A 26,892-nucleotide genomic window follows, 5' to 3' on the forward strand; every position below is an offset into this window, starting at 1 on the left:
GATCCGGCCTCAAGGAGGACCACCAGTGAGCACCCGACCCAACCGGCTCGTCGTCCTCGACGTGGTCGGCCTCACCCCCAAACTGCTGAAACACATGCCCGCCGTGGCCGCCCTCGGCGACCGCGGCTTCCAGGCCCGGCTCGACCCCGTACTGCCCGCTGTGACCTGCACGGTCCAGTCCACGTTCCTCACGGGCGAACCGCCCTCCGGGCACGGCGCGGTGGCCAACGGCTGGTACTTCCGGGACCTCGGCGAAGTGCTGCTGTGGCGCCAGCACAACGCGCTTGTGGACGGCGAGAAGATCTGGGAGACGGCGCGCAGGTCCACCCCCGACTACAAGGTCGCCAACATCTGCTGGTGGTACGCGATGGGCGCGGACGTCGACCTCACCGTCACCCCACGCCCGGTCTACTACTCCGACGGCCGCAAGGAACCCGACTGCTACACCTGGCCGCCGTCCCTCCACGACGAACTCACCGACCGGCTGGGCCCGTTCCCCCTGTTCACCTACTGGGGCCCCAACGCGGGCATGCCCTCCACTCAGTGGATCCTCGGCGCCGCCCGCCAGGTCTTCGACGAGCACCACCCCGACCTCACCCTCGTCTACCTCCCCCAACTCGACTACGAGCCCCAGCGATCCGGCCCCGACTCACCGGCCACGATCAGCGCCGCCCGCCAACTCGACGACGCCCTGCGCCCGTTGATCGCCCACTTCCTGAGCGAGGGCGCCACGGTGGTGGCGCTCAGCGAGTACGGCATCACGCCCGTCTCCCGCCCGGTCGACATCAACCGTGCCCTGCGCCGTGCCGGACTGCTCGACGTGTACGTCCAGGACGGCATGGAGTACCTCGACCCGTGGACCTCGCGGGCATTCGCCGTGGCCGACCACCAGATCGCCCATGTCTACGTAAGGGACCCGGCCGACACGGAGGCGGTCGCCAAGATCGTGGCCGAACTCGGCGGTGTGGAGCGGGTGTTGGACGCCCAGGGCAAAGCGGCCCACGGTCTGGACCACGAACGCTCCGGCGAGCTGGTCGCGATCGCCGACCCCGACGCCTGGTTCACGTACTACTACTGGCTGGACGACGAGCGCGCCCCCGACTTCGCCCGCCAGGTCGAGATCCACCGCAAGCCCGGCTACGACCCCGCCGAGCTGCTGTACGACGAGACCGTCCCCGCGGTGAAACTGCGCGCGATCGGCCAAGTGGCCCGCAAGAAGCTCGGGTTCCGCTACCGCATCAGCACCGTTCCGCTGGACCCCTCCGGCGTCAGCGGCAGCCACGGCCGACTGCCCGACCACCCGGACGACGGCCCCGTGCTGCTGTGCTCCGCACCGGAGCAGGCCCGCGAGGCGTACGCGGCCACCGAGATCAAGGCGCTGCTGCTGGGGCTGGCCGGGCTGGAGGCGGAGGGCGCCGAGGCCGACGCCTCCAAGAACGACGCCTCCAAGAACGACGCCTCCAAGAACGACGCCTCCGAGGACGAAGGGCGGCTGCCCGCATGACGACCCACCCGGCCCACCGGGCCGACCCGAGCCACCCCTCCCTCCCGGCCGAGCGCCCGTTGCTGGACCCGGCTCCCGAGTACGCCAAGTGGCGTGCGGAGGAGCCGGTCCGGCGGGTGACGATCTGGGGTGACAACAGCCCCTGGCTGGTCACGCGGCACGAGGACGCCCGCGCGGTCCTCGCCGACCCGCGTTTCAGCGCCGACGCGACTCTGGAAGGCTTCCCGGGATTCGGGCCGCAGGCGCCGCCGCGCGCCCCCGGCCAGTTCTTCATGATGGACCCGCCCGACCACACACGACTGCGCCGTGTCCTGATCCCCGACTTCACCTTCCGCCGTATCGAGCAACTGCGGCCGGCGATCGCCCGCATCTGCGGTGAACTGCTCGACGCGATGACGGCGGACGGCGCCACGACGGCCGACCTGGTGGAGGCGTACGCCCTGCCGCTGCCCTCACTCGTGATCTGCGAACTACTCGGGGTGCCGTACGAGGACCACGACTTCTTCCAGCGGCAGGCGAAGGCGATCAGTAGTCTCGCCGCCGGACCGGACGAGCGGCTCGCCGCCCGCAAGGCCCTCCACACCTACCTGGGCGAACTGCTCGCCCTGCGCACCCGGGAGCCCGCCGACGATCTCGTCTCCCGGCTCGCGCGCGACCGGGTGGCGACCGGCGAGGTGACGACGGCCGAAGCCGTCGGACTCGCCGCGTTGCTGCTGGTGGCGGGCCACGAGACGACTGCCAACATGTTCTCGCTCTCCGTCGTGGCCCTGCTGCGCAACCCCGACCAGCTCGCCGTGCTCCGCGCGGAGCCCGCCCTGTGGCCGGACGCGGTAGAGGAGCTGCTGCGCCATATCACCCTGGCCCACACGGGGCTGCGGCGGATCGCCACCGAGGACGTGGAGGTCGGGGGCGTCCGCATCCGCGCCGGGGACGGCGTGGTCGTGGCGGTGGACGCCGCCAACCGCGACCCGGCCGTCTTCTCCGACGCGGACGCGCTGGACGTCCGTCGCGACACCACCGGGCATCTGGCATTCGGCCACGGCCTCCACCAGTGCATCGGCCAGTCCCTTGCCCGCGCCGAACTGCAGATCGGCCTGCCCGCCCTCTTCGAACGGCTCCCTGAACTGCACCTGACCGACCGGCCGGAGGATTTCGCACTCACCGCGAGCATGTTCCACGGGATGCGGGCGCTGCCGGTCGGCTGGTAGGCGCGGGGTAGCCCGTTATTTCGACGGCTCGCAGGGCCCGGTGGCTGATATAGAGGCGGACATGACCACGATCACCCTCGTCCGGGGCGACATCACCGAGCAGTCCGTCGACGCCATCGTCAACGCCGCGAACTCCTCCCTCCTCGGCGGGGGAGGAGTGGACGGCGCCATCCACCGGCGCGGCGGCCCCGCCATCCTCGCCGACTGCCGCAAGCTCCGCGCCTCCCACTACGGCAAGGGCCTCCCCACCGGCCAGGCCGTCGCCACGACAGCAGGCGAACTCGACGCCCGCTGGGTGATCCACACCGTGGGCCCGGTCCACAGCCAGAGCCTCGACCGATCCGCGCTCCTCGCCTCCTGCTACCGCGAATCCCTCCGCGTGGCCGACGAGTTGGGCGCCCGCACGATCGCCTTCCCCGCCATCTCCGCCGGCATCTACGGCTGGCCCATGGACGACGCCGCCCGCATCGCCATGGAGACGGTGCGAGCCACGGAAACGAAGGTCGAGGAGGTCAGATTCGTCCTCTTCGACGAGCGGGCGTACGAGACGTTCGCCGCGCAGCTCCGTTGAGGGAACAGTGGTTCAGTTCCCCGGGTCTCGCCTGGGCCCCCCGTGAGCCGGGTTCGGCCGACTCCCGGTCTGCCGTGCGCAGGCGCCGGCGGCGGAGCGCCACGCCCCCGATCAGCAGGGGCGGCGAGGAGGAGAGCAAGGACTGCGGGGCCGGTTGCGTCCAGGGCGTCGGCGAGGGTGCGTTGGATCGTGCCGGCGGTGCTCGGTCGGCATCAGCCGGTGCAGCAGCTCGGCCGGCCACTCGGCGTCGTGGGCCATATCGCGGGACTGCGCCTGCTCGGCGGTGGACAAGTGGCCCTCGTTGAACAGCAGGTGGATCAGGACGTCCGGAGGGGCACGGTGTACCGGGTGCCACACACGTCAGCCGGTGCCGATTCTGGCGTGGTCGACACGCTCGTTGATCCGTATGGCCAGGTAGACGGCGTGCACTGCAAGTGTGCGTTCGACTTCGTCGATGATCGGGGCAAAGAACTGCTGCCGGTGGTCGGCATCGCTCATCGAGGTGACGGTGAAGTACATGCTGCCGAACGCGGCGAAGAGCGTGGCGTTACGCAGAAGGGCGACCGGAACCCCGGGCAACAGGGTTGACTGCACGGGCACTGCGCCGATCCACTGTTCCGCTGTCTCGGGTGTGACCATGATCAGGCCGAGGACGATGAAGAACGAGAACAGTGCCACCCCGACCACTATCGCCTGCACGAGTTGGCGGGTGGCGAGCATCAGCAGCAGGTTGCGGGACTGGCGTCCGTTCAGCGGCACCGGGTCGAGGGAACCGTGGGGTATCAGCTCGTCTATGGGCACACTGGCCAAGGGCGTGCCCTGGCATGCCTTCGACAGCACGGGCAGGCTGAGGTCCTGCTCGACCCGCCCGATCTCGTCGCGCAGGCGGACGGCCGCGGCGAGTACGGTGACTCCCACGAACAGCGCGATGACAAAGGCGAGCCGCGACCATGTGAGTCTGTTCATGGCCTGCCACAACTCGCCGGTGAAGAACAGGAAGAGCGTGACGAGCAGCATGGGCGGCAAGGCCCGGCCCAACAGATGCATGCTGTTGCGCAGGTCGTAGACCGAGTGCCGGATCGCCCGGCGCATCAATGCGCCGAAGCCGTATGTGGTTGCCAAGAACGTGGCGCCGAAGACCGTGGCGAAGAAGAGGGCGAATCCCAGAAGACCGAGACCGTTCCCTCCGGGCGGCGTGATGGTGTCATCGAGGGCGAGCTGCAAAAGGGGGACGGCGACGGGCATCGCAGCATATGTGGCGAGGATCGCGACAGTGACGGTGTGCGAGAAGCGGGGCAGCCGTCGGACGAACACTCTGATCGCGGCCCATGCCGCCAGCGTCGCCGCAAGTACCGCGCCGAGCAGCATTCGGCCCTGCGAGCCCGCGGCTTTCAGCGGTAGTAGCCAGGCGAGGCTCGCGACGGTCACAAGGGACAGCGTCGGCAGCATGCGAGGGAGGACGTCCCTCGTGAAGCTGTACCCCTCGATCATGGTGGGCGTACCTGTTCGGATGAACCAACGCTCGGTCCGGCGCAGGACGACAGGTGAGGCGGTGAAATGCACCCGGTCATCATGCCTCGTGCCAGCACCGACCGAGCGCATGGGAACGGACCAAGACTCAGGAGCGCAGGCAGTCCAGGCGGCCGTCGTGGTGACTTGGATGAGGGCTGGGGCAGGAGGGGGGGCGGATGCGGTCCATTTGCGCCACGGCACGCTCGGCCTGCTCATGCCCGGCGCCGTGCTGTGCCGGCCTCTGTGAGCCGTTGGCGGACGGGCCCTGGCTGCGCTGGATCGCAGGGGAAGGCAGACGACGGGGATGCACGTGCCTGCCCCTGCGGCAGTGCCCGCACGCGGGGACAGTGCAGGCACGACGGACGTAGACGACCGGCCCTACGCTGTCAGCGCACCGGACCCCGCAGGCGTCACCGCCCGCCTCGCGGGCAGGCCGGGCCGACCTGTCCCGGTCGCGTGGCGGTCTGCTTGTTCTCGTGTTTCGGCCCGGCATGCTGGAGTGGTCGGGCTGGCCTAAAGTGTGCGTTTTGACGGACCAGGTGTGGGGGTGGGTGTGAAGGGCGCGATGCTCGTGGACCGGTACAGCTTGGTCGAGCCGCTCGGCAGCGGCGGCATGGGCCAGGTCTGGCGCGGGTGGGACAGCGCGCTGGGCCGGGAGGTCGCGGTCAAACTCCTCGCCGCCTCACCAGGCGATGAGGGCGCGGCCGAGCGGTTCAGGTACGAGGCGCACACCGCCGCCCGGCTCACCCACGCCAACATCGCCGCGATCTACGACTTCGGGCATGCTGCCGACGGCCACCCGTTCCTGGTCATGGAGCTCGTCCGCGGCCGCAGCCTCGCCGAGATACGCGCCGCCCAGGGTCAGCTGGCCTGGGAGCGAGCCGCCGATCTCGGCGCTCAGGCGGCGAGCGCCCTGGCCGCCGCGCATGCCGCGGGGGTGGTGCACCGGGACATCAAACCCGCCAATCTGCTGCTCAGCGACGACGGCGTGGTCAAGGTCGTCGACTTCGGCATCGCGCAGCTCGCCGAACATGCCGCCGCTGACGGCTCTCCCGCGTTGGGCACCGCCGCCTACACCGCACCCGAGCAGGCGCTGCGGCATCCGGTGGGCCCAGCCGCCGACCTGTATGCGCTCGGCTGCGTGTTGTACGAACTCCTGGCCGGGCAGCCGCCCTTCCCCAGCCAGGACATCGCTGGGGTGCTCTACCGGCACGTCCACGATCACCCCGCCCCGCTGGACGGGATACGCCCGGACGTGCCGCCGCTCCTGGTGCGCACGGTCCACGCCCTGCTGGCCAAGAACCCGGCCGACCGGCCCGGTGATGCCGCCGACATCTCCCGGCAGCTGGCAGCCGTCGCCGCCGAAGCTCCAGCCCAGGCCACCCGGCTGCTGCCGCCCGTCGGCGACGCCACCGCTCCCCTTCCCTCCATCAGCGTTGCCGCAGACGAATCGCCGCTGTCACGGCGCCGCCCTCGACAGGGGGCCCGCCTGCCCCTGCCGCTCGTCCTCGGCGGTCTGGTCGCCGTCGGCGCCGCCCTTCTGACCGTGCTCTTCCTCCTTGCCTACGGCGACAGCAGTGAGGACACCACCACCTCGCCGGCCTCGTCCGCATCCCCAGCCACCAGTGAGCCGGCCTCTTCCAGCTCGTCGCCGGTTCCCACCCGCAGCCCGACCCCCACGCCCACCCCGAGCGTGAAGCAGGCTGCCACCCAGGATCCGGCCACCCTCGCCCGCCGGCTGTCCGCCGCGCTGGCCGCCCAGTCCGGCTCCATGGAGCCCGACCTGTACCGGGACGCCCAGAAGAAAGCAGCCGAGATCAACAAAAAGGTCCAGGCGGGCGATACCGCCAAGGCTGCAGACAAGGCCCGCGACCTCCGTCAGCGCCTTGCCGACGCCCGGCAAAAGGGCCAATGGAGCGGCGACTCCCAGGTCATGCGGCTGCTGAACCAGCTCGCCGCATCCGGCTGACAAACCAGCAGTACCGACCGGGCTGCTCTCTTGGGCTTTGGCCTGACACCGCAAAGACCCGCACCGCCCGGAGTGGCCAAGCGAAGCACTCAATGGCCCAGTTGGCCATTCTGAGCACTCCATCCACCCCACTCGCCGCCGGGGCGAGTGGGGTGGATGGATGGCTAGTTGCAGCAGTCGCAGCCAGGTCGGCAGCCGCACGCGTCGCTCTCTTCGACGTCGGCTGCCGGGACCGTGGCGACTGAGGGTGCGCAGCAGCCCTTGCCCTGCCAGGCGTCGCGGCCCTCCTTGACAGCGACAGCAGCGATGACGAGGGCGGCGATGGGGTCGGCCCAGGACCAGCCGAGAGTGGCGTTCAGTACCAGGCCGACCAGGAGCACGGCCGAGAGGTACGTGCACAGCAGGGTCTGCTTGGAGTCCGCGACCGCCGAGGCGGAGCCGAGTTCTCGGCCGGCGTGGCGCTGGGCGGCGGACAGGAACGGCATGACCGCGAGGGAGAGGGCGGCGAGCACGATGCCGGGGACGGACCGTTCGGCCTCGCCGGTGCCGGCGAGAGCGCGGACGGCGTCGACGCCGACGTAGGCGGCGAGCGCGAAGAAAGATGCCGCGATGATCCGCAGGGTGGTCTTCTCGCGTGCCTCGCGTACGGCGTGCTCGCGGGTGGAGAACTGCCAGGCCACCGCGGCGGCGGAGGAGACCTCGATGACGGAGTCCAGGCCGAAGCCGATCAGGGCGGTGGACGACGCGATGGTCCCCGCGGTGATGGCGACGACCGCCTCGACGACGTTGTACGTGATGGTCGCGGCGACCAGCAGACGTATGCGGCGTGCGAGCACATCGCGGCGGCTCGGCGGGGGGCCGAGGGATATCGCGGTCATCAGCAGCAGCCCTTGTCGTCGGCGTCGACGCAGGTCCGGTCGGTCTCGACGGCCACCACGGCGGTGCGCAGATCGTCGAGCGCGTGACCGAGACGTTCGTCGGCCAGTTCGTAACGGGTGCGGCGGCCGTCGGGCACGGTGACGACCAGGCCGCAGTCCCGCAGACACGCGAGGTGGTTGGACAGCCGGGTGCGAGAGACGGCGAGTGCGTCGGCGAGGTCGGCGGGGTAGGCCGGGGCCTGCCGCAGGGCGAGCAGGATGCGGCAGCGGATCGGATCGGCGAGCGCGCGGCCGAACCGGACGAGCACGTCGATGTCGGGGGCAATGGTCAACACACCATGACAGTACACAGATTCATGAATTCATGAAAGACTGGATCGTCGATCCGCACTGTGCGCCGTGACGGCCGGCTGGAGCACTCACTGGCCAACTGGCCCGCTCAGTCACATTGATGTGACTGAGCGCCACGGCTGGTTCTGACCGCGCTTGCGTGACGACTACGCCAGAAGCAGACAGGGCGTTACGTCGTCGAGCTTGGGCGTGTCACGGAAGAGCGGTCAGACCACAGCCGGCCAGCTGCCGCCGGTTCCGGGGGCGGGGCGGCAGGCGTGCCTCAAGCGGGCCGGAGATCCCGGAGGTGATCCAGCCAACCTGGGTGATACTCGCTACCCGGCGGCTTCTTCATCCGGTAGTCGTTACGCCGGGTCGATACGGGAGACGCTGCCACGCAGGTCGAGCACGTACAGCTCGCCATTGCCTCCCTGCACGAACGAGACGACCCGGCCGCCGTCGACTCCGAGGTTGCTCACGCCGGTCACCTTGCCGTTCTCCATCTGCAGAGCACGGACGGCGCCGTCGCAGTAGTCGCTGAACACGTACTGACCCTTGAGGTCCGGGATCGCCTCGCCTCGGTATACGTATCCGCCGGTCACCGAGCAACCCAACCCGCTGCGGTCGTACTCGTGGATCGGCGGTACGTGGTTCGCGGGCTCCGTGCCGCCCCGGAAGGGATGGTTGCCCTCCATCTGGGACCAGCCGTAGTTCTCGCCACCCTTGCTGGTTGCCGGGGCCCAGTCGATCTCCTCCCAGGCGTTCTGGCCGACGTCCCCGATCAGCAGGTCGCCCGTGCCCGCGTCGAAGGAGAACCGCCACGGATGGCGCAACCCGTACGCCCAGATCTCGTCCTTCGCGTTCGGGTCGTCCACGAACGGGTTGCCCGGCGGGATCGCGTACGGCTTGCCACCGCTCGGGTCGATCCGCAGTAGCTTGCCGAGCAGCGTGCCGAGGTTCTGCCCGTTGCCGTGCGGGTCGCCGCTCGAGCCGCCGTCGCCGAGCGCGATGTAGAGATAGCCGTCGGGGCCGAACGTGATGTCGCCGCCGTTGTGGTTCGCGTAGGGCTGTGTCTGGGTGAGAACGGTGCGCCGGGTGTCCCGCTGGATCTTGCCGTCCCGCACCGCGAACTCGTCCACGGTGCTGGTGCCTTCGCGGTTCGTGAACGAGATGTAGAAGTGCGCGAACTCCTTGTCGAACGCGATGCCCAACAGGCCGCGTTCGCCGTTGGTGGTGGTCTCGCCGGATATGTCGAGGACGGGCTCGCCGAGCCCTTGATCGTCCAAGACCCTTACTTTGCCCGCGCGTTCGGCTATCCAGACCGTGCCACCGGGACCGGCGGTGCCGGCGGATGGATTCTGGGCCATGGCGACTTTCTTGAGCACGACCTTCGCTGCCTGACGTGGGGCGCTGAGCTCGTCGGCAGACGCCGTGGTCAACGCGAGGGAAGCGACGAGGCAGAGGGTGCCGATGATCGCCGAGCTTCTGGTGCGAACTTTCACCGTGATCCTCCTAGAGGCGGCGAACGGGGGGAGGTCACCCGGCTGCCAGGGGCAGAGATAGGCGGGTGTCGTCCACGCCGGCACGCACACCTGGGGGGTGGGGGGATGGTGCGCTACTGACCACAGGTGAGGCTACCGGGACAGGGGTTGTTGAAATAGACCACACTTCGCCACCCCGCACGAGACATGCCCTGACTCCATGGATGACCACGTGTGCCGTGCGCAGGGTGGCCAACGGAAAGGTTTGGGCAAGGTCAGTGCCCGCGCGGTGCGTACATGATCACGGCCATTCCGGCGAGGCAAACCAGTGCGCCGATCACATCCCAGCGGTCGGGGCGGTAGCCGTCGGCGACCATGCCCCAGGCGATGGACCCGGCGACGAAGATCCCGCCGTAGGCGGCGAGGATCCGGCCGAAGTTGTCGTCGTGCTGCCATGTGGCAACGACTCCGTACAGTCCCAGGGCGATGGCGCCGCCGCCGACCCAGATCCAGCCCTTGTGCTCGCGGATGCCTTGCCAGACCAGCCAGGCGCCGCCGATCTCGAAGAGAGCGGCAAGGGCGAACAGGGCAACGGAACGAGCGATGACCATGCCCAGGACCTTACTGTCGGCCTCCACTGCCGATCTTCAGGGGTTTGTTGGATCTTTGGCAGCCGCATCCGTCCTCACCTGCGGTCTTCAGCGCGCGGGAGCAGGAGCGGCGGCGATGCCCGAGCCACCAGGTCCCGCCGGCGAGCACGCCAGGGCGACGGCAAGGGACGGCAGCCAGCCCACCGACCGCTCCGGCACCGGCTCCGACAACGCCGCCCGCCGCGCCAAGGACAGGCAGCGCGCAGCACGCCACACAGGCGAGGGCGGCCATGCCCGCGAGCGCGTGCGGCATCTTGTGGACACGAGGTCAGCGAGGATTTGGCACGGTGGTTCTCCTCGGCGTCGGCCGTGTGCTCGGCACGGTCGCCGCGATCACGGGCACCTGGCGGTCGGCCGCCGGACGGGCCCCGCCCGATCACTGCACAGTGCAAAACGAGGCGCCGGCGGTGTACCGCCGGCACCGAGATCTCGGTGCCGGCCCAGTCGGCCCAAGGCTGTCGTCACGTGGACGTCAGGGTTATTACGAGAACCTGACGCGGAGGCGGAATCCCTTCAGTCACAGGCGTCTCGTCGGCAACTCTGGCTCTGCCCGCCACCGTTCGAGGGTGGCGCAGGGGTTTGAGGAGCGATCTATGAGCAGGCACACGAGGCGCAGGTCCGCGTTACAGGTTCGGCTGACCGTCGGGGGAGCCGCAGTCCTGGCCACGGCGGCGGCCGCGGTGACGGTGACCGTCGCCTCGGCGGGGGAGACCAGCCGCCGGTACGCGGGCTCGGGGGAGGCGGGCGCCGATCATGCCGTGTTCGTGCAGGGCAACGAACTCGACGGCAACACCATCCACGTCTTCAAGCGCGGTGACGACGGCACACTGACCGCCGCGGGGCGCTACGCCACCGGCGGTAGGGGCGGCGACCAGATCGACGCGCCGACCGACTCCCTGGCTTCCCAGGGCTCGCTCGTCTACGACGACCGGTCGGGGCGACTGCTGGCGGTCAACGCGGGCAGCGGCACGGTGACCTCGTTCCGGGTCGAGGGCCAGAAACTGACGGACCGGCAGGTGGTGGATTCCGGGGGCGACTTCCCGGCGTCGATCGCTGTCTCGGGCAAGCTGGCGTACGTCATGAACGCGGGTAGGGAGGGAAGCGTCCAGGGTTTCCGGATCACCGCCGACGGGCTGAAGTCGCTGCGGGGTTCGCAGCGCTCCCTGGGGCTGGAGAACGAGAAGGTGCCGTTGTTCAGCAGTTCGCCCGGGCAGGTCGCGTTCACCCCGGACGGCCGGGCGCTCGTCGTCACCACCAAGTCCGCGAACACCGTCGAGGTCTTTCCCATGGGGCGTGACGGGCGCCCCGCGCAGGCGCCGGTCGTCAACGAGTCCGCGGGCGGAGTGCCGTTCGCGATCACCTTCGACAAGGGCGGCCGAATGCTGGTGGCCGAGGCGGAGAAGTCGACGGTCAGTACGTACAAGGTGCGTGCCGACGGCACCCTGAAGGTCGTGCAGGAGCCGCTGGCCAACGGCCAGGAGACACTGTGCTGGCTGGAACGCGCCGGTGACTTCTTCTACGGGGGCAACACCGGCAACTCCACGGTCAGCGGTTATCGCATGGACAAGCGCGGGCGCCTGGCGCTCACCAACGACGTGGGCGTGGCGACGCCGCCGTCGGCCCAGTCGCAGGGCGTCATCGACCTGGCCGTGACGGAGGACGAGAAGTTCCTGTACGTGCAGAACGCCGTCTCCGGCACGGTCGACGGCTTCCGCGTCGGCAGGAACGGCTCCCTCACGAAAGTCACCACCGCCACAGGACTGCCCACCTTCGCCGAGTCCGGCATGGAGGGCATCGCCGCGGTGTAAAGGAAAAGCGGCCACTGCGGTGCGGCGCCCCGGAGCTCCTCCGGGGCGCCGAGTCGGGGGATTCGTATGAGTGATCGTCGTTTTCCCGCGCGCGATGCGCGGATCCGGGCCGCGGAGGTCGAGTAGGTGACATCTTCCGCGACCTGACCGAGACGGAGATGGACGCCATTGCCGCCGCGGCCCCCATGAAGACCTACAGCGCCGGCGAACTGCTCTACTGCTCGGCCCAGCCCTCCGAGGCGCTGTTCATCCTCAAGAAGGGCCGGGTGCGGATCTTCCCGGCCTCCGCCGACGGCCGCGCCCTGACCTGCGCGATCATCAGTCCCGGCACCATCTTCGGCGAGATGGTGCTGCTCGGGCAGCAGATGTACGACAACTTCGCCGAAGCCCTGGACGGCGTCACCGTCTGCGTGATGAGCCGCGCCGACGTCCACCGCTTCCTGCTCGCGGACGCCCGGATCTCCGCACGCATCACCGAGATCCTCGGCCGCCGCCTGACCGACCTCGAACAGCGCCTCTCCGACAGCGTCTTCAAGTCCGTGCCGCGCTCACCCACCAGCAGATCGCCGCTCCGGCCGAGGGCCTGGCGACCGTCGGCGGTGGTGGGTTACGGCATTGCCGTGAGTGCCTCCCGGTGGTCGCGTGCACACTGCGCGAACGTGCCCGCCGATCGGCCGAGCACCTGTGGCACGTGGTCGGTGACGTAGGCCGCACCGCCGACGCGCGCCCAGCCGATGCCATTGACCATCCCGGCCGGCAACTGGTCGAGCGCATTCGTGTCGGTGATCTTGACCGGCCGTTCCAGCACGCCCTCCAGGATCGCCGCCTGGTCTGCGAACGTCAGCAACTCTGGCCCGGTCAGGTCGTACCGCTGCCCGTCGTGCGCATCGCTGGTCATGGCGGCGACGGCGACCGCAGCCACGTCCCTCGGGTCCACGATGGCCGGCCGGGAGTCGCCACCCTCCGCGTGGCCGACGAGTTGGGCGCCCACACGATCGCCTTCCCCGCCATGGAGACCGTCCGGACCACGGAAACGAAGGTCGAGGAGGTCAGATTCATCCTCTTCGACGAGCAGACACACGCGGCGTTCGCCGCGCAGCTCCGTTGAGGGAACGACGTGTGGAAATGACCTCCCCTCGGTCAGCTGATGTTACGGAACACTAGGAGGTAGCGCCAGAACAGCAGTCTGCGAATGCCGCATCCGGGCAGCAGCACCGCGGCCCCCCGGCGGATCTCGTGCAAGGACATGGTCGGCGGCATCACCGGCGCCTTGGTCCGTTCTGTGCCGGCCGACGCGGCAGGGCGGATCTCGTCCGCCGCGGCAACGGCGAGCCGGGCAACGGCGTTGACGGGCACGGCTGCCAGGCTCCATGCCCAGTCGAGACGGGTCTTCTCCGGATAACAGCCAAGGATCACCAGAACGCCCTCCGGCGCGAGTGCGTCACGCAGAGCGGCGACCGCGTCGAAGGGCATGTGATGGATGCTCGCCAGACACGAGATGAAGTCGTAGTGCTCCTTGGGGAGTTCGACGTCGGTGACATCAGCCTGCCGGAAGCGCGGGTTCCTGGTGCCTCCTGCCGACTCCGACAGGGCACGAGCCTCCGCGATGACCTCCTCGGACGGATCGACCGCATCGACCTCGATCCCCATACCAGCGAGGCGCCGAGCAAAACGGCCGGTCCCGCAGCCGACTTCGAGAGCCGCACCACAGTTCCGCGGCACCTGGCGCAACAGCAGACGGTGATAGTGGTCGTTGTGGTCGAAGGGCATGGATCGACTCTGCCACAGGTGCTCCGCTCGCTGTGCCGACATGCGGCTCCGCCGCGGAGCCGCACAACGTCGCAGCCCCGCGCCCCTTCGGGGCGCCGTCGAACTGCATCGGACGCGACGCCGCGCACGCGGGATCGATGGAGGTCAGCCGGCCGAACGGCACCCGCTGCCCCGAGGCGGGTGCCGTTTCGTGTGCCGTCGCGGGACGCGCTCGTCAGGCCATGGACACGGCGTAGGGCGATAGGGCCGGCGCGAGTTGCACTCCGGGAGCCAGTCCGAGGGCGACGAGGGCATCGGGAAGGCCGCGTCCCACGCGTGCCGCCTCCAGCGTGCCGGGGGCGGCCAGCGGGCGGCAGCTGGCGGAGATGATCTCGAACAGGCGCTGCACCCGGCCGGGTCCGCGGGGCAGCAACTGGCCGTGGAAGTCCTCGTGGTGGGCGAGAACGAGCGCGGCCAGGCCCGCGATGTGGGCCGAGGCCGTGGCGGTGCCGTCGAGGCTGGTGTAGCCGCCTTGCGCGGCGCACGACAGGACCGCCACGCCGGGGGCAGCCGCATCGACCCCGGCTCCGAGGCAGCTGAACGGTGCGGAGAAGTGCCCTTCCGGGGTCAACTGCGGCCCCGCGTGGGTGGCTTGGGAGGTGCCCTCCGGGTACGAGCCGAAGACCCCGAGGGATCCCACGGCGAACACCGTGGGCAGCGAGCCAGGGAAGCAGACGGGTCCGCCGGTGTCGCCCGCCGGGGCGATGCAGGCGATACCGGCCGCGGTGGCGTCGGCGAGTTTGCGGGAGACCAGCGCCGAGGGATACGGGGTCGCGACCGCGATGTGGGCGATGTCGGCCTCTCGCTCGATGCAGTGGTCCAGAGCGGCGATCAGGTCGCTGAAGTGCCCGCCGGGCATGACCTGGCAGACCTCGATCGAGGCGTCGACGGCGATGCCGATGACGCCTGAGCCGGTGTCCGCGCCGGCGATGATGCCCGCCGCGTGTGTGCCGGTGCCCAGTGTGTCCTGTGCCCAGCCCTCGTCCGTACCGCGGACGATGTCGACCCCGGAGCTCACCCGTTGCTTCAGATCGGGGTGCTCGGCGCTGACACCCGAACCGATCATGCCGACCTTGATGCCGAAGGCACGGAACGTGGGCGGCAGCCGGTCGAGCCGCATGGCCTGCTGGCCCCAGCCGTACTGCTGCCGCTGCTCCAGTTCCGGGTACACCTTGGACAACGGGGTGAGGGTGACGAGGTTCTCCTGGGTCGCCGACAGGTCGGGACGGTGGATCCAGCGGTCCGTGTAACCGCCCGCGGGGCGCACGTACAGGGACTGAATGGACTCCGCCGTCTCCGTCGCCAGTGTGACGGTGACCGTGCCGTCGGCTCCGGTGACGCCCTGGCTCGGCCACGTCGCCCCGATCAGGAACACCCCGGCGCCGGCCAGCGGTTCACCGTCCGGGCCGCAGACGCGCAGCGCGATCTCCACGGGTTTTTCCAGGGGCATGACCAGCCCCGGATCGTGCAGGGGCAGCACGCCCGCGGTCTGCGTGGCCACGGGGAAGGTTCCGGACAGGGGCAGGTCCGGTTCGATGTGTACGTGCAGCGACCGCATCACCGGTACCTGGGCCTCGGCCGCCTCGACAACGGCGATCTCCGGGCAGGAGGGTTGGAGGCCCGCCGACTGGAGCTTGTCCGACGGCCGGAGTCTGCGGACGACCGTGACCTCGGGCATCCGGTCCAGCCGGTCGCACACCGCGTCCATGCTCGGTTCGGGAACTCCCGGCGGCAGGAGATGCTGCGGCAGCGCTGTCACCATGTACCGTGACCGCCGCGGCTGCACCGCGATGGGCGACGGTGCGCCTTGCCTGCGTGGCGCTGTTTCTTTCTCTTTGCCCTCGGGTGCCGACCCGTCGGCCGTCGCGCCCTCGGATCCGCTCCCGCGGTTGTTTGCGGGCCTGTCCTTGACCATTACGTCCACTTTCACCACGCCTACGTCGTCCTTGTGCTCCTGATCCGGTGACAGGCGGCTCGCGCTTCCACGGGGATGCGGTGTGCCCAGGAACCGCACCTGGGCACACCGCATCGCGCGCCGCCTGATGTCAGCCGATACCGAAGGGCTGACCGCCCATCTGGCCGAACGAGGGCTGCTGGTACTGCGGGAACTGCTGACCGTACGACTGGCCGAACGGCTGCGGGCTGGACCCGCCACCCCACGGCTGCTGGCTCTGCTGGCTCTGCAGGCCCTGGGCGCCCTGCTGGCCCTGGGAGCCCTGCTGGCTCTGCTGAAGCAGCGTCACGATCGCGTTGGGCAGCGCCTGCTGTACGGACTGCTCCACGGCGTGGCGGACGGCCCCGGCCAGCGTGCGGTGCAGCACGAGGGCCATGTACGGGTGCGCCTGCTGGGCCAGTTCAGGCCGGTGCTGCAGCTGCTGCTGGATCTGCTGGATCTGCTGGAACGTCTGCTGCACCTGCTGTGCGACCTGCTGGGCCGTCTGCTGACACGCCTGCTGGATGGCCTGCTGGACCATCTGGGCGATCTGCTGCTGGCCGCCGAACTGCTGGCCGCCCTGCTGCTGGCCGCCGAACTGTTGGCCGTACTGCTGGAGGGGTTGGGTACCGGTCATCACCGACATGAATGCTCCGTTCGATGCCATGGGCAAGCCAGCGCAAGGAGTTGCACTGGCTTTATCGGATAAGTCCGACACTTGACGCTAAATTGCCCTTTTCTTGACCGCAATTCGGACGCTCCATCGATCCCTCGAACGGCGGTGCGGCAGAAGGGGCTCCCGCAGCTGTGCTCAGGACTTGGCGGACGCCATGGCGACCTGGAACGCCTTCATACAGGGGAAGCAGTGCCTGTCCGTCGGCGTCCGCCCGTCGGGTTCTTCGTGCTTCTCCATCCCGCACAGCGTCAGGGTCTTGTCTGTCGTCAGCACATGCCACATCGGTTCTCCCGAGGTGTTCGCGCCGCACCACATCTCGTACATGGTCGACTCCATCCGTAGGAATAGAGGTCGCTCCCATACCAACACGGTCGAGCGTGGCCGACGCCTCGTGGCGGCCATGCGGGTGACCGGCAGACCGTTCACAGTGGCCATCCGAACGCCGGGCGAGTGTCCTGCCCGGTCCCGGCCGCGCCCATGCCCTCGATGTCCCGCTCGGCGGCGGCCACCAACTGCTGGGCGAGGTCGTGCATGGCCCGGCCCGCCGCCAGTTCGTCACCGATCTCCGGCACATCCGTGTCCGCGGGGTTGCGGTGCGCCACCCCGTGGCCGGTGAGCGGCGTGCCACCGATGTTTCCGGTGTCCAGCACCGCGCGTGCCTTCGTCGTCCCTTCGTCCTCGAAGAGGTAGAGGCGGACTTCCCATTCCGCGGTGTGCGGCATCGCTTCCTCCTCATCCCGGTACGGACGCCTCGATACGTCGCCGGACCTGATCGGCGAGGTCGGTCAGCCGCCCGGACAGAACCGCCCTCGGCGCGACGGGATCCCTGATCCGGCGAGCCGCCGGCGGCAGCCCGCCCAGATCGGCGGCGAACCTCTCCGCGCACTCGACGAGCCGCGGCCGCCCGCCGCCGCGCCGACCGTTCCGCATCACCGTCTCCAGCAACGGTGCGCCCCCATGGGTCGGCCGCTCATCGTCGAGGCCGATCACATCGGCGTAGCCGGGGCGGCGGAACACCTGCTTCGGGCCGGGAGCCGTCACCTTCGCCGAGGACAGTTTCATCACCGGTCGGCCGGCGTACTCGACCACGCGGGGAGCGGAGGAGTACTGACCGGCGGCGACCGCGGAACCCCGGCGCCCAGCAGCCGCGTGCGGACATCTCGCATGCACGGCAGCGGGCCGCACAGGAACACCGTGGCGTTCTCGGCCAGTTCGATGCCGTGAGACATCGCCGAAGGGCGCGGAGAGTGTCAGTTCGTAGCCCTCGCGGACCTGGTCGTGCAGCAGGAGACCTCACCGTCGAGGTTGGGTCACGAGGGTGAGGAGTTGTCGCTGTGACTCGACGGGTCAGGAGTCGGCTCGGCGGAACCGCCGTTCTCGGAGACGTCGAAGTTCACGTCCACGACCCCCTCGACGGCCCGGATCAGCCGTGCCGCCACGGGGATCAGTGAGGCGTCCCGGACGCCTCCGCTGAGGGTGACGACCCCGTCCCGTACCGCCACACGTGCGGACGACGTCGACGCGGGGAAGAGGTACGACACCACCTCACGGCGGACCTCCTGTGCGATGTCCTCGTCCTCGCGCAGGAACACCTTCAGCAGGTCGGCGCGGCTGACGATGCCCTGCAGCATGCCCACGTCGTCGACGACGGGCAGCCGTTTGACCTTCGCCATGGCCATGGTCCGCGCGGCCTGGGCGAGCGTCGCGTTCGCATGGACGGTGAGGGCCGGCGAGGTCATCAGCTCCCCGGCGGTCACCGCGCCGGCCTTCGCCAGGTCGGGCAGGCGCCGCAGCTGGGTGTACCGGTCGGGGTCGCTGTCGCGGAACTCCTCCTTGGGCAGCAGGTCGGCCTCGGAGACGACGCCGACGACCCTGCCCTCGCCCTCCAGGACGGGCAGGGCGCTGACCTTCCAGTCCTGCATCATCCGCACGATCTCCTTGAACGAGGCGCCACGGCCGATGGCGGCGACAGTGTGGGTCATCACGTCGCTGACGATGTGCGGGGTGCCGTGCATGATGCCTCCTTCGGCACTGTCACCTCGACTCGTCGTCCCGGTCAAAGGAGGTAGCCGCTGCCGTAGGGGGCGTACAGGTCCAGCAGCCGGGTGCGGGCCGAGTACAGACGGTGAGCGAGTACGTCGCCCACCCACAGGGCGACCGTCCGCCCCAGGTCGGGATCGTCCTCGCACATCGAGCGTATCGCGGTGCCGTCGAACCGATGACGGCCGCGCGGCGGCCGGGTACGCGCAGGTCGAGGTCCAAGCTGTCGGTACGGGTGATCCAGAAGCTGTCGGCACGGCCGCCCTCCTCGAAGAGTCGCGTGCCCTGCGGGAACGACACCTCACGGGCGAAGCGCATCAGCCGGCGACGGTAACGGGGACATGGCTGAACGGCATGTGACCGTAGGAGTGAACGGGTTCGCTGGTCGCCGTACGGGCCCGGTGCAGGCGTCGGCCGCGGTACGGGTCGACGAGCGCCACCCCGGTCTGCCGGTGGAGACCAAGGCCGTGGCGGGCGGCGTAGCCGGGGTGCTGACAGAGGAGAGCGAGAAGGCGGTCCTCACCGTCGTCGGTAACCGGGGTCGGCGGTGTCACCGGCGCGCGGCCCGCCTGCGCGTCCTGCGCTCCGCCGCGCACCGGCACACCACGCCCGAGCTGCCCTCGCTGGTGGCCGCGACGGCCCCGGGCCAGGAGCGGCAGGGGCCGCACGGTCCGCACCGGCCCGGCCACGCCCTGCTGACGGGTACCCGCGAGCCCGGCCTCGTCGTCATAGGCACCCGGCGGCGCGCCGGTACTTCCCTGTGCTGCTGGTGCCGACCGCCTGATGGCCGGCACCGCAGGCAAGGCGCACGGCAGACGACCCGGTCGGCCCTGTCGGGCACCCGGCATGTGGAGGAGAGTGAGGCCGTACGGACCCGCATGCACCTCCGACCGACCACGATCCGGAAGGGAACCCATGATGTCCGTCGACACGCGGCAGGAGTCCGCCTCTCCCCCAGCCTCCGGCCGGGGGGACCCTCATCTCGCTGCGCTCGCCGACGACGAGCTGAGGACGCTGGACGCCCACTGGCGCGCCGCGAACTATCTGTCCGTCGGCCAGATCTACCTCATGGCGAACCCCCTGCTGACCGAGCCGCTGCGCCCCGAACACGTCAAACCGCGGCTGCTCGGCCACTGGGGCACCTCGCCCGGGCTGAACCTCGTGTACACCCACCTCAACCGGGTCATCCGGGCCCGTGGCCTGGACGCCCTGTGTATCTGGGGCCCCGGTCACGGCGGTCCTGCCGTGGTCGCGGGCTCCTGGCTGGAGGGCTCGTACACCGAGACCTACCCCGACATCACGCGGGACGCGGCCGGGATGGCGCGGCTGTTCAAACAGTTCTCGTTCCCTGGCGGCGTTCCCAGCCACGTCGCTCCCGAGACACCCGGCTCCATTCACGAGGGCGGCGAACTGGGCTACTCCCTCTCCCACGCCTACGGGGCCGCCTTCGACAACCCCGGCCTGCTGGTCGCCTGCGTGATCGGCGACGGCGAGGCGGAGACCGGCCCGCTGGCCGCGTCCTGGCACTCCGACAAGTTCCTCGACCCCGTCCACGACGGCGCCGTCCTGCCGATCCTCCACCTCAACGGCTACAAGATCGCCAACCCGACCGTGCTCGCCCGGCTCCCCGAGCCCGAACTCGACGACCTCCTCAAGGGCTACGGCCACGACCCGATCCACGTCACCGGCGACGACCCGGCCACCGTGCACCGGGCAATGGCGCAGGCCATGGACACCGCCCTGGACCGGATCACCGCGTTCCGGCGCGCCGCACGCGAGGACGGCGCGACCGAGCGCCCCCGCTGGCCGGTGATCGTGCTGCGCACCCCGAAGGGCTGGACCGGCCCGGCCGAGGTCGACGGACTGCCGGTGGAGGGCACCTGGCGCTCCCACCAGGTCCCGCTGGCCGCGGTCCGAGACAACCCCGAGCACCTGCGGCAACTCGAGGCGTGGCTGCGGTCGTACCGCCCGGAGGAGCTGTTCGACGAGGACGGCAGCCCCCGCCCGGACGTACTGGCCTGCGTGCCCGAGGGCGCCCGAAGGCTCGGCGCCACCCCGCACGCCAATGGCGGACTCCTGCTGCGTGAACTGCCCCTGCCCCCGCTGGAGCGGTACGCCGTCCCCGTCGACAAACCCGGCGCGACCCTGCACGAACCCACCCGCGTCCTCGGCGACATGGTCGAAGACCTCATGCGAGGCACCACCGACCGGCGTGACTTCCGCCTCGTGGGCCCCGACGAGACCGCTTCCAACCGCCTCCAGGCCGTCTACGCGGCCAGTGGCAAGGCGTGGCAGGCAGAGATCCTGGACGTGGACGAACACCTCGACCGGCACGGCCGGGTGATGGAGATCCTCTCCGAACACACCTGCCAGGGCTGGTTGGAGGGCTATCTCCTCACCGGCCGGCACGGCCTGTTCTCCTGCTACGAGGCGTTCGTGCACATCGTCGACTCGATGGTCAACCAGCACATCAAGTGGCTGCGCGTCACCCGCCGCCTTCCCTGGCGCGTCCCCATCGCCTCCCTCAACTACCTGCTGACCTCGCACGTGTGGCGCCAGGACCACAACGGCTTCTCCCACCAGGACCCCGGCTTCGTCGACCACATCCTCAACAAGAGCCCCGAGGCCGTACGGGTCTACCTGCCGCCGGACGCCAACACCCTGCTCTCGGTCGCCGACCACGCGCTGCGCAGCCGCGACTACGTCAACGTGATCGTGGCCGGCAAACAGCCCTGCTTCGACTGGCTGTCCATGGAACAGGCCAGGACCCACTGTGCCCGCGGCGCCGGCATCTGGGACTGGGCGGGCACGGAGGACGGCTCCCGCGAACCGGACGTGGTCCTCGCCTGCGCGGGCGACGTGCCGACCCAGGAGGTGCTGGCGGCCGCCCAGCTGCTGCGCCGCCACCTGCCGCAGCTGGCGGTGCGCGTGGTGAACGTCGTCGACATCGCCCGGCTCATGCCGAGCGAGGAACACCCGCACGGCATGAGCGACTTCGAGTACGACGGCCTGTTCACCACCGACAAGCCGGTGATCTTCGCCTACCACGGCTACCCCTGGCTCATCCACCGCCTCGCCTACCGCCGCACCGGCCACCCCCACCTGCATGTGCGCGGCTACAAGGAGATCGGCACCACGACGACCCCGTTCGACATGGTCGTCCGCAACGACCTCGACCGCTACCGCCTCGTCATGGACGTCATCGACCGCGTCCCCGGCCTCGCGGTGCGCGCCGCCGCCGTACGCCAGCGGATGGAGGATGCCCGACTGCGCCACCACGACTGGATCCGCGAACACGGCACCGACCTCCCCGAGGTCACCGACTGGACCTGGGACGGCTGACAGGGCCTCACGACCCAGACGGATCTTGGGGTGCTCCCCGTGCTTCTTCCGATTTGATGGATGTTTGGGCGAGGAAACAGATGTGCCCGTTCCTCGGGTTCCTCGGGTTCCTCGGGTTCCTCGGGTTCAGACCCCATGGACGGTGAATCCGCCCGTGCCCGCGGTACCGGTGCCACCGGGTTTGTAGCGGTTGGAGGTGGACCGTCCCGAGGCAGTCGGCGGGCCTGGTCGGGGGCGCGACGGGCGGGCTCTTCCGGTGCGTCGGGCGACCTCGTCGAGTCGGCGCCAATCGGTGTCGGTGTAGTGATCACGGTGCTTGCGCAGCTTGCGCCCGCCGGGATCGAGGCGGTCGTACAAGCCCCACTGCTCGGTGCAGAGCAGGAACAGCGGAACCCGCGCCCGCTTGGCGGGCAGGTAACCGCCGAGGGAAGTTCGGCGGGGTGTCCCGGAGCTGATGACGATGACCTTGCGGATCTCGCCCGTACTCATGCCGTCTTCTCCGGGGCGACCTCCTCGATCAGGCCCTCGACCAGCTTCTTGATCTCGTCCCGGATCGGGCGCACCGCCTCGACGCCCTGACCGGCCGGGTCGTCCAGCGCCCAGTCGAGGTACCGCTTGCCGGGGAAGACCGGGCAGGTGTCGCCGCAGCCCATGGTGATGCAGACGTCCGACTCCTTGACCGCGTCGATGGTCAGGATCTTCGGGGTCTCGTGCGTGATGTCGATGCCGACCTCACGCATGGCCTCGACAGCGGCCGGATTGACCTGGTCGGCGGGGGCGGAACCGGCGGAGCGGACCTCGACGCGGTCCCCGGCCAGGTGGCTCAGCCATGCCGCGGCCATCTGGGAACGGCCCGCGTTGTGGACACAGACGAAGAGCACGGAGGGCTTGTCGGACATCAGAGGTCTCTCTTGTCTCGCGACGACATCAGGCACATCAGGCACACCAGGCACATCAGGTATGTCGGGCACATCAGTACATCCATCAGGTCCTGTACGTCAGGCACGTCACGTATATCAGGCGGGAATGACGTCAGTACCCGGTGGTGTCACTCGCCGCTGATGTGACAGTATCAGTCCATGATGACGTCAGTCGACACTGACCTGATCCGGGTTTTGGCCGACCCGCTCAGGCTCCAGATCGTGACCCTGCTCGCCAAAGAGATGCTGTGCACCACCCACCTCGTGGAGGAGACCGGTGCGAGGCAGACCAACCTCTCCAACCATCTGAGAGTGCTGCGCGAGGCCGGGGTCGTGGAGACGGAGCCCTGCGGCCGGTTCACCTACTACCGGCTCAAGCCCGACGTCATGGCCTCCCTCGCGGGCCGGTTCGCCGACCTGGCCGAGTCCGCTCGTACCGCCTCCGACAACAAGCGGTCCTGTCCCTGATTCCTCGCCGCTTCCTGGCGACTGCACCAAGGAGTTTTTGTTGACCGCCACACACGAGTCCGCCGCGGAGTCCGTGATGCCCGCCGCTGCCGAGCCGCAGCCCGCTCCGGGCGCCACCCCGCCCCGTAGGCCGATAACGGCCCGCGCGGCCGCCGAACTGGTCGGCACCGCGGCCCTCGTCGCGGTGGTGATCGGCTCCGGCATCCAGGCCACCGAGCTGACGAAGGACGTCGGCGTGCAGCTGCTGGCCAACTCCCTGGCCACCGTCTTCGGCCTCGGCGTCCTGATCCTCCTGCTCGGCCCGGTCTCCGGCGCGCACTTCAACCCCGTGGTCACGCTGGCCGAATGGTGGACGGGCAGGCGTGGCGGCGCGGGCGTGACGATCCGCGAGGCGGCGGTCTACGTCCCCGCGCAGATCGTGGGAGCGATCGCGGGCGCGATACTCGCGGACGCGATGTTCGGCGAGCCGTTGGTGGAGTGGTCCACGCACGACCGGTCCGCCGGGCACCTGCTGCTCGGCGAGGTCGTCGCCACAGCCGGGCTGATCCTGCTGATCTTCGGTCTGGCCCGCACCGACCAGCTGCGGTTCGCCCCGGTGGCCGTCGCCTCGTACATCGGCGCCGCGTACTGGTTCACCTCGTCGACGTCCTTCGCGAATCCCGCAGTGACCATCGGCCGCACCTTCAGCGACACCTTCGCGGGCATCGCGCCCGGCTCGGTCGCGGGCTTCATCGGCATGCAGCTGATCGGTGCCGTGGTCGGGCTGGCGCTGGTGGCCCTCATCTTCCTGCCGGAGCGGGAAGTCGCCGAGTGAAGTCCGGGGGCGTCCCCCGGACGACCCACCAGGAGAAGCAGGCGGTCAGGCGGCCTTCGTCGCAGTGCTCAGCAGTTGGCCCATCGCCGCGAGGGCGGAGGGCTCGACCCGGTAGTACACCCAGGTGCCGCGCCGCTCGGAGGTCAGCAGTCCGGCCTCCTTGAGCTTCTTCAGATGGTGCGAGACGGTCGGCTGGGAGACGCCGACGTCCGAGATGTCGCACACGCACGCCTCGCCACCCTCGTGCGAGGCGACAGCGGAGAACAGCCGCAGCCGCACCGGGTCGCCCAGGGCCTTGAACATCCGCGCGGCCGTCTCGGCCTCCTCCGCGGTGAACGAGCCGGGTACGCACGCGGTGTGGATCCTGCGCCGGGGCATCGGCGCGAACACCTTCGGCGGCGGCGAGGCCGGCCAACTCGCGGCTCGCGGAGCCCTGGGCCTGCGCGCCAAGGCCGCCGTCGAGGCCGGCCACGCCAGTGCGGTCACCGGGTTCCGTACCCAGGCCGTGGACCGCGACGGCGACCGGCTCGTACTCGCCGCCGAGGACGGCCGCCGCCTCGAGCCGGTCGACGAGATCATCGTCCTCACCGGCTTCCGCCCCGACCTGTCCTTCCTCTCCGAGGTCCGCCTCGGCCTCGACGAACGCCTCCAGGCCCCCACCGCCCTGGCCCCGCTCATCGACCCGAACGTCCACTCCTGCGGCACCGTGTACCCGCACGGCGTGGGCGAGCTCTCCCACCCCGAGCAGGATCTCTACCTGGTCGGCATGAAGTCCTACGGCCGCGCCCCCACGTTCCTCGCGATGACCGGCTACGAGCAGGTCCGCTCCATCACCGCCGCCCTCGCCGGCGACCACGAGGCCGCCGAACGCGTCGAGCTGACCCTGCCCGAGACCGGCGTATGCGGCGGAGCGGGCCTGTACGACGACCCCGACGCCGCCCGGAGCAGTGAGGACGGAGGCTGCTGTGCGGCTCCGGCAACCCTGCAGATCGGCATCGGCGCGCCGAGCACGGCCGGCGGCTGCTGACCTGTCTCACTCAGTGGTCAGGAGTCGCGCGGGGCGACCAGGCCGGATTCGTAGGCGAGCACCACGAGCTGCGCCCGGTCGCGCGCATGCAGCTTGGCCATGGCCCGGTTGATGTGGGTTTTCGCGGTCAGCGGGCTGATGACCAGTCGGTCCGCGATCTCGTCGTTGGACAGGCCCCGCGCGACCAGAACGACGGCCTCGCGTTCGCGGCCGGTCAGCTCTTCCAGCCCCGTGCCGGTGTGGGAGGGGAGCGGCTGGGTGACGTACCGGTTGATCAGCTTGCGGGTGATCGAGGGTGCGAGCAAGGCGTCGCCGCGCGCCGCGACGCGTACGGCGTACAGGAAGTCCTCCGGCACGATGTCCTTGACCAGGAATCCGGCAGCACCGGCGCGCAGCGCGTTGAACACGTATTCGTCGAAGCCGTAGTTGGTCAGGATGACGACGTGCACCCCGGCCAGGGCCGGGTCCGCGGCGATGCGCCGGGTCGTCTCGATGCCGTCGACGACCGGCATCTGGATGTCGACGAGCGCGACATCGGGCAGGTGCTCTCTGGCGAGCTCCAGGCCTTCGCCGCCGTCGGCGGCCTCCGCCACCACCTCGATGTCCTCCTCGAGATCGAGGAGCGCGCGGAATCCGCTGCGAATGAGCGGCTGGTCGTCGACCAGCAGGACACGGATCATGACGTGCGGTCCAGGGGCAGTTCGGCCTGGACGGTGAAGCCGCCTTCGCCACGCGGCTCCGCCCGCAGCCGGCCACCGAGGGCGGTGACGCGCTCGCGCATACCCTGCAGCCCGACGCCGGGTGCCGGCGCGCTGACAGGTGTGGCCTTGCCGTCGTCGTCGACGCGTATCGCGAGGGCGTCCGGACGGCAGTCGATCCGGACCGAGGCCGTGCCGGCGTCCGCGTGGCGGGCGATGTTGGTCAGCGACTCCTGAACGATCCGGTAGACGGTCCGGCCCACCGCGGCCGGCACGTCGTGCCGCTGTCCCTCGATCGTCAGTGTCGCCTTCAGGCCGGTCCGGCTCGCTCGTTCCACCAGTTCGGGGACGTCGTCGAGCCCGCGCGGCGGGGTCGGGTCGTGGTCGCGCAGTGCCTCCAGCGTCACGCGCAGCTCCCGGGCCGCCTCACGGCCGGCCTCCTGGATGGCCAGCAGGGCCTCCGACACCTCTTCGCCCCGCCTGCGGGCCACGTGGACGGCGACCTCGGCCTGCACCTTGATGACCGAGATCTGGTGGGTCAGCGAATCGTGCAGCTCCCGTGCGATGCGCAGCCGCTCCTCATCGGCGCGGCGCCGAGCGGTCTCCTCCCGGCTGCGCTCGGCCTCGTCCGCCCGCCGCTCAGCCTGCCGCAGCGCCTCCCCCGCCGCCCCGGCAGCGATCAACCAGGCGATTCCGAGGGCGCCCCGGGCCTGCGCGAACGCCGCGCCCGTGTCGTGGAGGCCGGAAGCGAGAGCCGCGAGCGGGAGAGCGGCCAGCACGGCGAGGCTCGCCGCCACCGTGGCGACGCGGTGCCCCGCCCGCACGGCCGCGTACACGGCGAACAGATAGGCGACGGCGGGGACATCGAAACCGACCGCCTGGTAGCCCACCGCGCACAGCCCGGTGACGGCGAGGACGGCGATCGGAGCCCGGCGACGCGCGGCCAGCGCCAGCCCGCCGGCCGTCAGCAGCGTGTACCCGAGCACGTCCCAGTTCGCGGCGGAGTCCCAACTCGTGGCGGAACGCTGCCCGGACAGCCCCGTGACCAGCAGCGCCCCCGCCACGCCGACAACGATGACCCAGTCTCCGACACGGGCCCGGACGCCGGTCTCACCTGCACTCATGCGCGCACCCTAACCGGCGGCCGCCACAGGCGAGTCCGCCTCGCGGACGAGCGGCCGGCTACCGCACCGGCGGTACCTTCGCGCCTCCTGCGGCGTTCGTGGTAGCCGGGTGAGGCGTCGGCGGCAGTGC

28 protein-coding genes and 2 pseudogenes are annotated in these 26,892 nt (G+C 70.1%); 11 read left to right on the forward strand and 19 right to left on the reverse strand.

Annotation, left to right across the window (positions count from 1 at the left end; all coding sequences use genetic code 11):
- Window positions 1-25: 25 nt before the first annotated feature.
- The 3 genes from CES90_RS36225 to CES90_RS36235 all read left to right on the forward strand — a co-directional run bounded on the left by CES90_RS36225 (window position 26) and on the right by CES90_RS36235 (window position 3,283).
- Entirely contained in the window at window positions 26-1,504 is a 1,479-nt protein-coding gene (locus tag CES90_RS36225) for an alkaline phosphatase family protein (RefSeq protein WP_268257065.1), read from the forward strand.
- The gene (locus CES90_RS36230; protein WP_189787628.1) at window positions 1,501-2,712 is read left to right on the forward strand and encodes a cytochrome P450; all 1,212 of its coding nucleotides are present in this window, start codon (window positions 1,501-1,503) and stop codon (window positions 2,710-2,712) included. Before CES90_RS36225 ends, CES90_RS36230 begins: the two co-directional genes overlap by 4 nt.
- A gap of 61 nt (window positions 2,713-2,773) precedes the next feature.
- A complete protein-coding gene (locus CES90_RS36235; RefSeq protein WP_189787629.1) occupies window positions 2,774-3,283 on the forward strand; it encodes an O-acetyl-ADP-ribose deacetylase in 510 nt (169 codons plus the stop codon).
- Window positions 3,284-3,643: 360 nt separating this feature from the next.
- Here CES90_RS36235 and CES90_RS36240 read toward each other — a convergent pair whose 3' ends face one another.
- On the reverse strand, window positions 3,644-4,732 hold the full coding sequence (locus CES90_RS36240) for a hypothetical protein (RefSeq protein WP_189787630.1): 1,089 nt from the start codon (window positions 4,730-4,732) through the stop codon (window positions 3,644-3,646).
- A 610-nt stretch (window positions 4,733-5,342) separates the two neighbouring features.
- Between CES90_RS36240 and CES90_RS36245 the strand changes: the two genes are divergently transcribed.
- Window positions 5,343-6,764: a serine/threonine-protein kinase gene (locus tag CES90_RS36245; RefSeq protein ID WP_189787631.1), complete on the forward strand. Its 1,422-nt coding sequence runs from the start codon at window positions 5,343-5,345 to the stop codon at window positions 6,762-6,764.
- Window positions 6,765-6,928: 164 nt separating this feature from the next.
- Here the strand turns inward: CES90_RS36245 and CES90_RS36250 are convergent, their stop codons facing one another.
- From CES90_RS36250 to CES90_RS36265, 4 genes are all read right to left on the reverse strand, one after another.
- Window positions 6,929-7,642 carry a cation transporter gene (locus CES90_RS36250; protein ID WP_189787632.1) on the reverse strand — a complete coding sequence of 238 codons (714 nt, stop codon included), beginning with the start codon at window positions 7,640-7,642 and terminating at the stop codon, window positions 6,929-6,931.
- On the reverse strand, window positions 7,642-7,977 hold the full coding sequence (locus tag CES90_RS36255; protein WP_189787633.1) for an ArsR/SmtB family transcription factor: 336 nt from the start codon (window positions 7,975-7,977) through the stop codon (window positions 7,642-7,644). Before CES90_RS36255 ends, CES90_RS36250 begins: the two co-directional genes overlap by 1 nt.
- 360 nt (window positions 7,978-8,337) lie before the next feature.
- The gene (locus CES90_RS36260; protein ID WP_189787634.1) at window positions 8,338-9,474 is read right to left on the reverse strand and encodes a PQQ-dependent sugar dehydrogenase; all 1,137 of its coding nucleotides are present in this window, start codon (window positions 9,472-9,474) and stop codon (window positions 8,338-8,340) included.
- 254 nt (window positions 9,475-9,728) lie between these two features.
- Complete coding sequence (locus CES90_RS36265) at window positions 9,729-10,064, reverse strand: YnfA family protein (RefSeq protein WP_189787635.1); 336 nt, start codon at window positions 10,062-10,064, stop codon at window positions 9,729-9,731.
- 632 nt (window positions 10,065-10,696) lie between these two features.
- Here CES90_RS36265 and CES90_RS36270 point away from each other — a divergent pair.
- From CES90_RS36270 to CES90_RS50305, 3 genes are all read left to right on the forward strand, one after another.
- Entirely contained in the window at window positions 10,697-11,911 is a 1,215-nt protein-coding gene (locus tag CES90_RS36270; RefSeq protein WP_189787636.1) for a lactonase family protein, read from the forward strand.
- A 158-nt stretch (window positions 11,912-12,069) separates the two neighbouring features.
- Complete coding sequence (locus tag CES90_RS36275) at window positions 12,070-12,618, forward strand: Crp/Fnr family transcriptional regulator (protein ID WP_229914379.1); 549 nt, start codon at window positions 12,070-12,072, stop codon at window positions 12,616-12,618.
- Window positions 12,603-13,019, forward strand: coding sequence for a macro domain-containing protein (locus tag CES90_RS50305; RefSeq protein ID WP_229914380.1), 417 nt, complete (start codon window positions 12,603-12,605; stop codon window positions 13,017-13,019). Before CES90_RS36275 ends, CES90_RS50305 begins: the two co-directional genes overlap by 16 nt.
- 32 nt (window positions 13,020-13,051) lie before the next feature.
- On the opposite strand, the gene CES90_RS36285 is transcribed toward CES90_RS50305, so the two are convergent.
- The 9 genes and pseudogenes from CES90_RS36285 to CES90_RS36325 form a co-directional block, all read right to left on the reverse strand.
- The gene (locus tag CES90_RS36285) at window positions 13,052-13,681 is read right to left on the reverse strand and encodes a class I SAM-dependent methyltransferase (protein WP_229914381.1); all 630 of its coding nucleotides are present in this window, start codon (window positions 13,679-13,681) and stop codon (window positions 13,052-13,054) included.
- Between the two features lie 214 nt (window positions 13,682-13,895).
- The gene (locus CES90_RS36290; protein ID WP_229914382.1) at window positions 13,896-15,482 is read right to left on the reverse strand and encodes a S8 family serine peptidase; all 1,587 of its coding nucleotides are present in this window, start codon (window positions 15,480-15,482) and stop codon (window positions 13,896-13,898) included.
- 283 nt (window positions 15,483-15,765) lie between these two features.
- Window positions 15,766-16,299, reverse strand: coding sequence for a hypothetical protein (locus CES90_RS36295; RefSeq protein ID WP_189787639.1), 534 nt, complete (start codon window positions 16,297-16,299; stop codon window positions 15,766-15,768).
- Between the two features lie 165 nt (window positions 16,300-16,464).
- Window positions 16,465-16,665, reverse strand: coding sequence for a hypothetical protein (locus tag CES90_RS36300; protein ID WP_229914383.1), 201 nt, complete (start codon window positions 16,663-16,665; stop codon window positions 16,465-16,467).
- 86 nt (window positions 16,666-16,751) lie between these two features.
- On the reverse strand, window positions 16,752-17,051 hold the full coding sequence (locus CES90_RS36305; protein WP_189787640.1) for a DUF1876 domain-containing protein: 300 nt from the start codon (window positions 17,049-17,051) through the stop codon (window positions 16,752-16,754).
- A gap of 10 nt (window positions 17,052-17,061) precedes the next feature.
- Window positions 17,062-17,418 (reverse strand): beta/alpha barrel domain-containing protein, encoded by a 357-nt coding sequence (locus tag CES90_RS36310; protein WP_373313600.1) that lies wholly within the window; start codon window positions 17,416-17,418, stop codon window positions 17,062-17,064.
- Window positions 17,419-17,639: 221 nt separating this feature from the next.
- A complete protein-coding gene (locus CES90_RS36315; RefSeq protein ID WP_189787641.1) occupies window positions 17,640-18,344 on the reverse strand; it encodes a CBS domain-containing protein in 705 nt (234 codons plus the stop codon).
- A gap of 41 nt (window positions 18,345-18,385) precedes the next feature.
- Window positions 18,386-18,690 (reverse strand): annotated as a pseudogene (locus CES90_RS36320) (hypothetical protein).
- Window positions 18,687-19,163: a hypothetical protein gene (locus CES90_RS36325; protein WP_189787642.1), complete on the reverse strand. Its 477-nt coding sequence runs from the start codon at window positions 19,161-19,163 to the stop codon at window positions 18,687-18,689. The pseudogene CES90_RS36320 and the gene CES90_RS36325 overlap by 4 nt, the downstream one beginning before the upstream one ends.
- Before the next feature lie 124 nt (window positions 19,164-19,287).
- On the opposite strand from CES90_RS36325, the gene CES90_RS36330 reads away from it, so the two are divergent.
- Window positions 19,288-21,711 (forward strand): phosphoketolase family protein, encoded by a 2,424-nt coding sequence (locus tag CES90_RS36330; RefSeq protein WP_189787663.1) that lies wholly within the window; start codon window positions 19,288-19,290, stop codon window positions 21,709-21,711.
- A gap of 126 nt (window positions 21,712-21,837) precedes the next feature.
- Here CES90_RS36330 and CES90_RS36335 read toward each other — a convergent pair whose 3' ends face one another.
- Window positions 21,838-22,200, reverse strand: coding sequence for a hypothetical protein (locus CES90_RS36335; protein WP_189787643.1), 363 nt, complete (start codon window positions 22,198-22,200; stop codon window positions 21,838-21,840).
- Window positions 22,197-22,610, reverse strand: coding sequence for an arsenate reductase ArsC (locus tag CES90_RS36340; protein WP_189787644.1), 414 nt, complete (start codon window positions 22,608-22,610; stop codon window positions 22,197-22,199). The genes CES90_RS36335 and CES90_RS36340 overlap by 4 nt, the downstream gene beginning before the upstream one ends.
- A gap of 180 nt (window positions 22,611-22,790) precedes the next feature.
- Between CES90_RS36340 and CES90_RS36345 the strand changes: the two genes are divergently transcribed.
- The gene (locus CES90_RS36345) at window positions 22,791-23,099 is read left to right on the forward strand and encodes an ArsR/SmtB family transcription factor (RefSeq protein WP_189787645.1); all 309 of its coding nucleotides are present in this window, start codon (window positions 22,791-22,793) and stop codon (window positions 23,097-23,099) included.
- A 40-nt stretch (window positions 23,100-23,139) separates the two neighbouring features.
- Window positions 23,140-23,913, forward strand: coding sequence for an aquaporin (locus tag CES90_RS36350; protein WP_189787646.1), 774 nt, complete (start codon window positions 23,140-23,142; stop codon window positions 23,911-23,913).
- Window positions 23,914-23,958: 45 nt separating this feature from the next.
- Here the strand turns inward: CES90_RS36350 and CES90_RS36355 are convergent, their stop codons facing one another.
- Complete coding sequence (locus CES90_RS36355; RefSeq protein ID WP_189787647.1) at window positions 23,959-24,291, reverse strand: ArsR/SmtB family transcription factor; 333 nt, start codon at window positions 24,289-24,291, stop codon at window positions 23,959-23,961.
- Here CES90_RS36355 and CES90_RS36360 point away from each other — a divergent pair.
- Window positions 24,248-24,940: pseudogene (locus CES90_RS36360) on the forward strand (flavoprotein); the annotation flags it as partial. The gene CES90_RS36355 and the pseudogene CES90_RS36360 overlap by 44 nt on opposite strands.
- Before the next feature lie 17 nt (window positions 24,941-24,957).
- Here CES90_RS36360 and CES90_RS36365 read toward each other — a convergent pair.
- Entirely contained in the window at window positions 24,958-25,620 is a 663-nt protein-coding gene (locus tag CES90_RS36365) for a response regulator (RefSeq protein WP_189787648.1), read from the reverse strand.
- Window positions 25,617-26,762: an ATP-binding protein gene (locus CES90_RS36370; protein WP_189787649.1), complete on the reverse strand. Its 1,146-nt coding sequence runs from the start codon at window positions 26,760-26,762 to the stop codon at window positions 25,617-25,619. Before CES90_RS36370 ends, CES90_RS36365 begins: the two co-directional genes overlap by 4 nt.
- Window positions 26,763-26,892 lie beyond the last annotated feature (130 nt).

The sequence above is a fragment of the Streptomyces capitiformicae genome (assembly GCF_002214185.1).
GTDB classification, from domain to species: domain Bacteria; phylum Actinomycetota; class Actinomycetes; order Streptomycetales; family Streptomycetaceae; genus Streptomyces; species Streptomyces capitiformicae.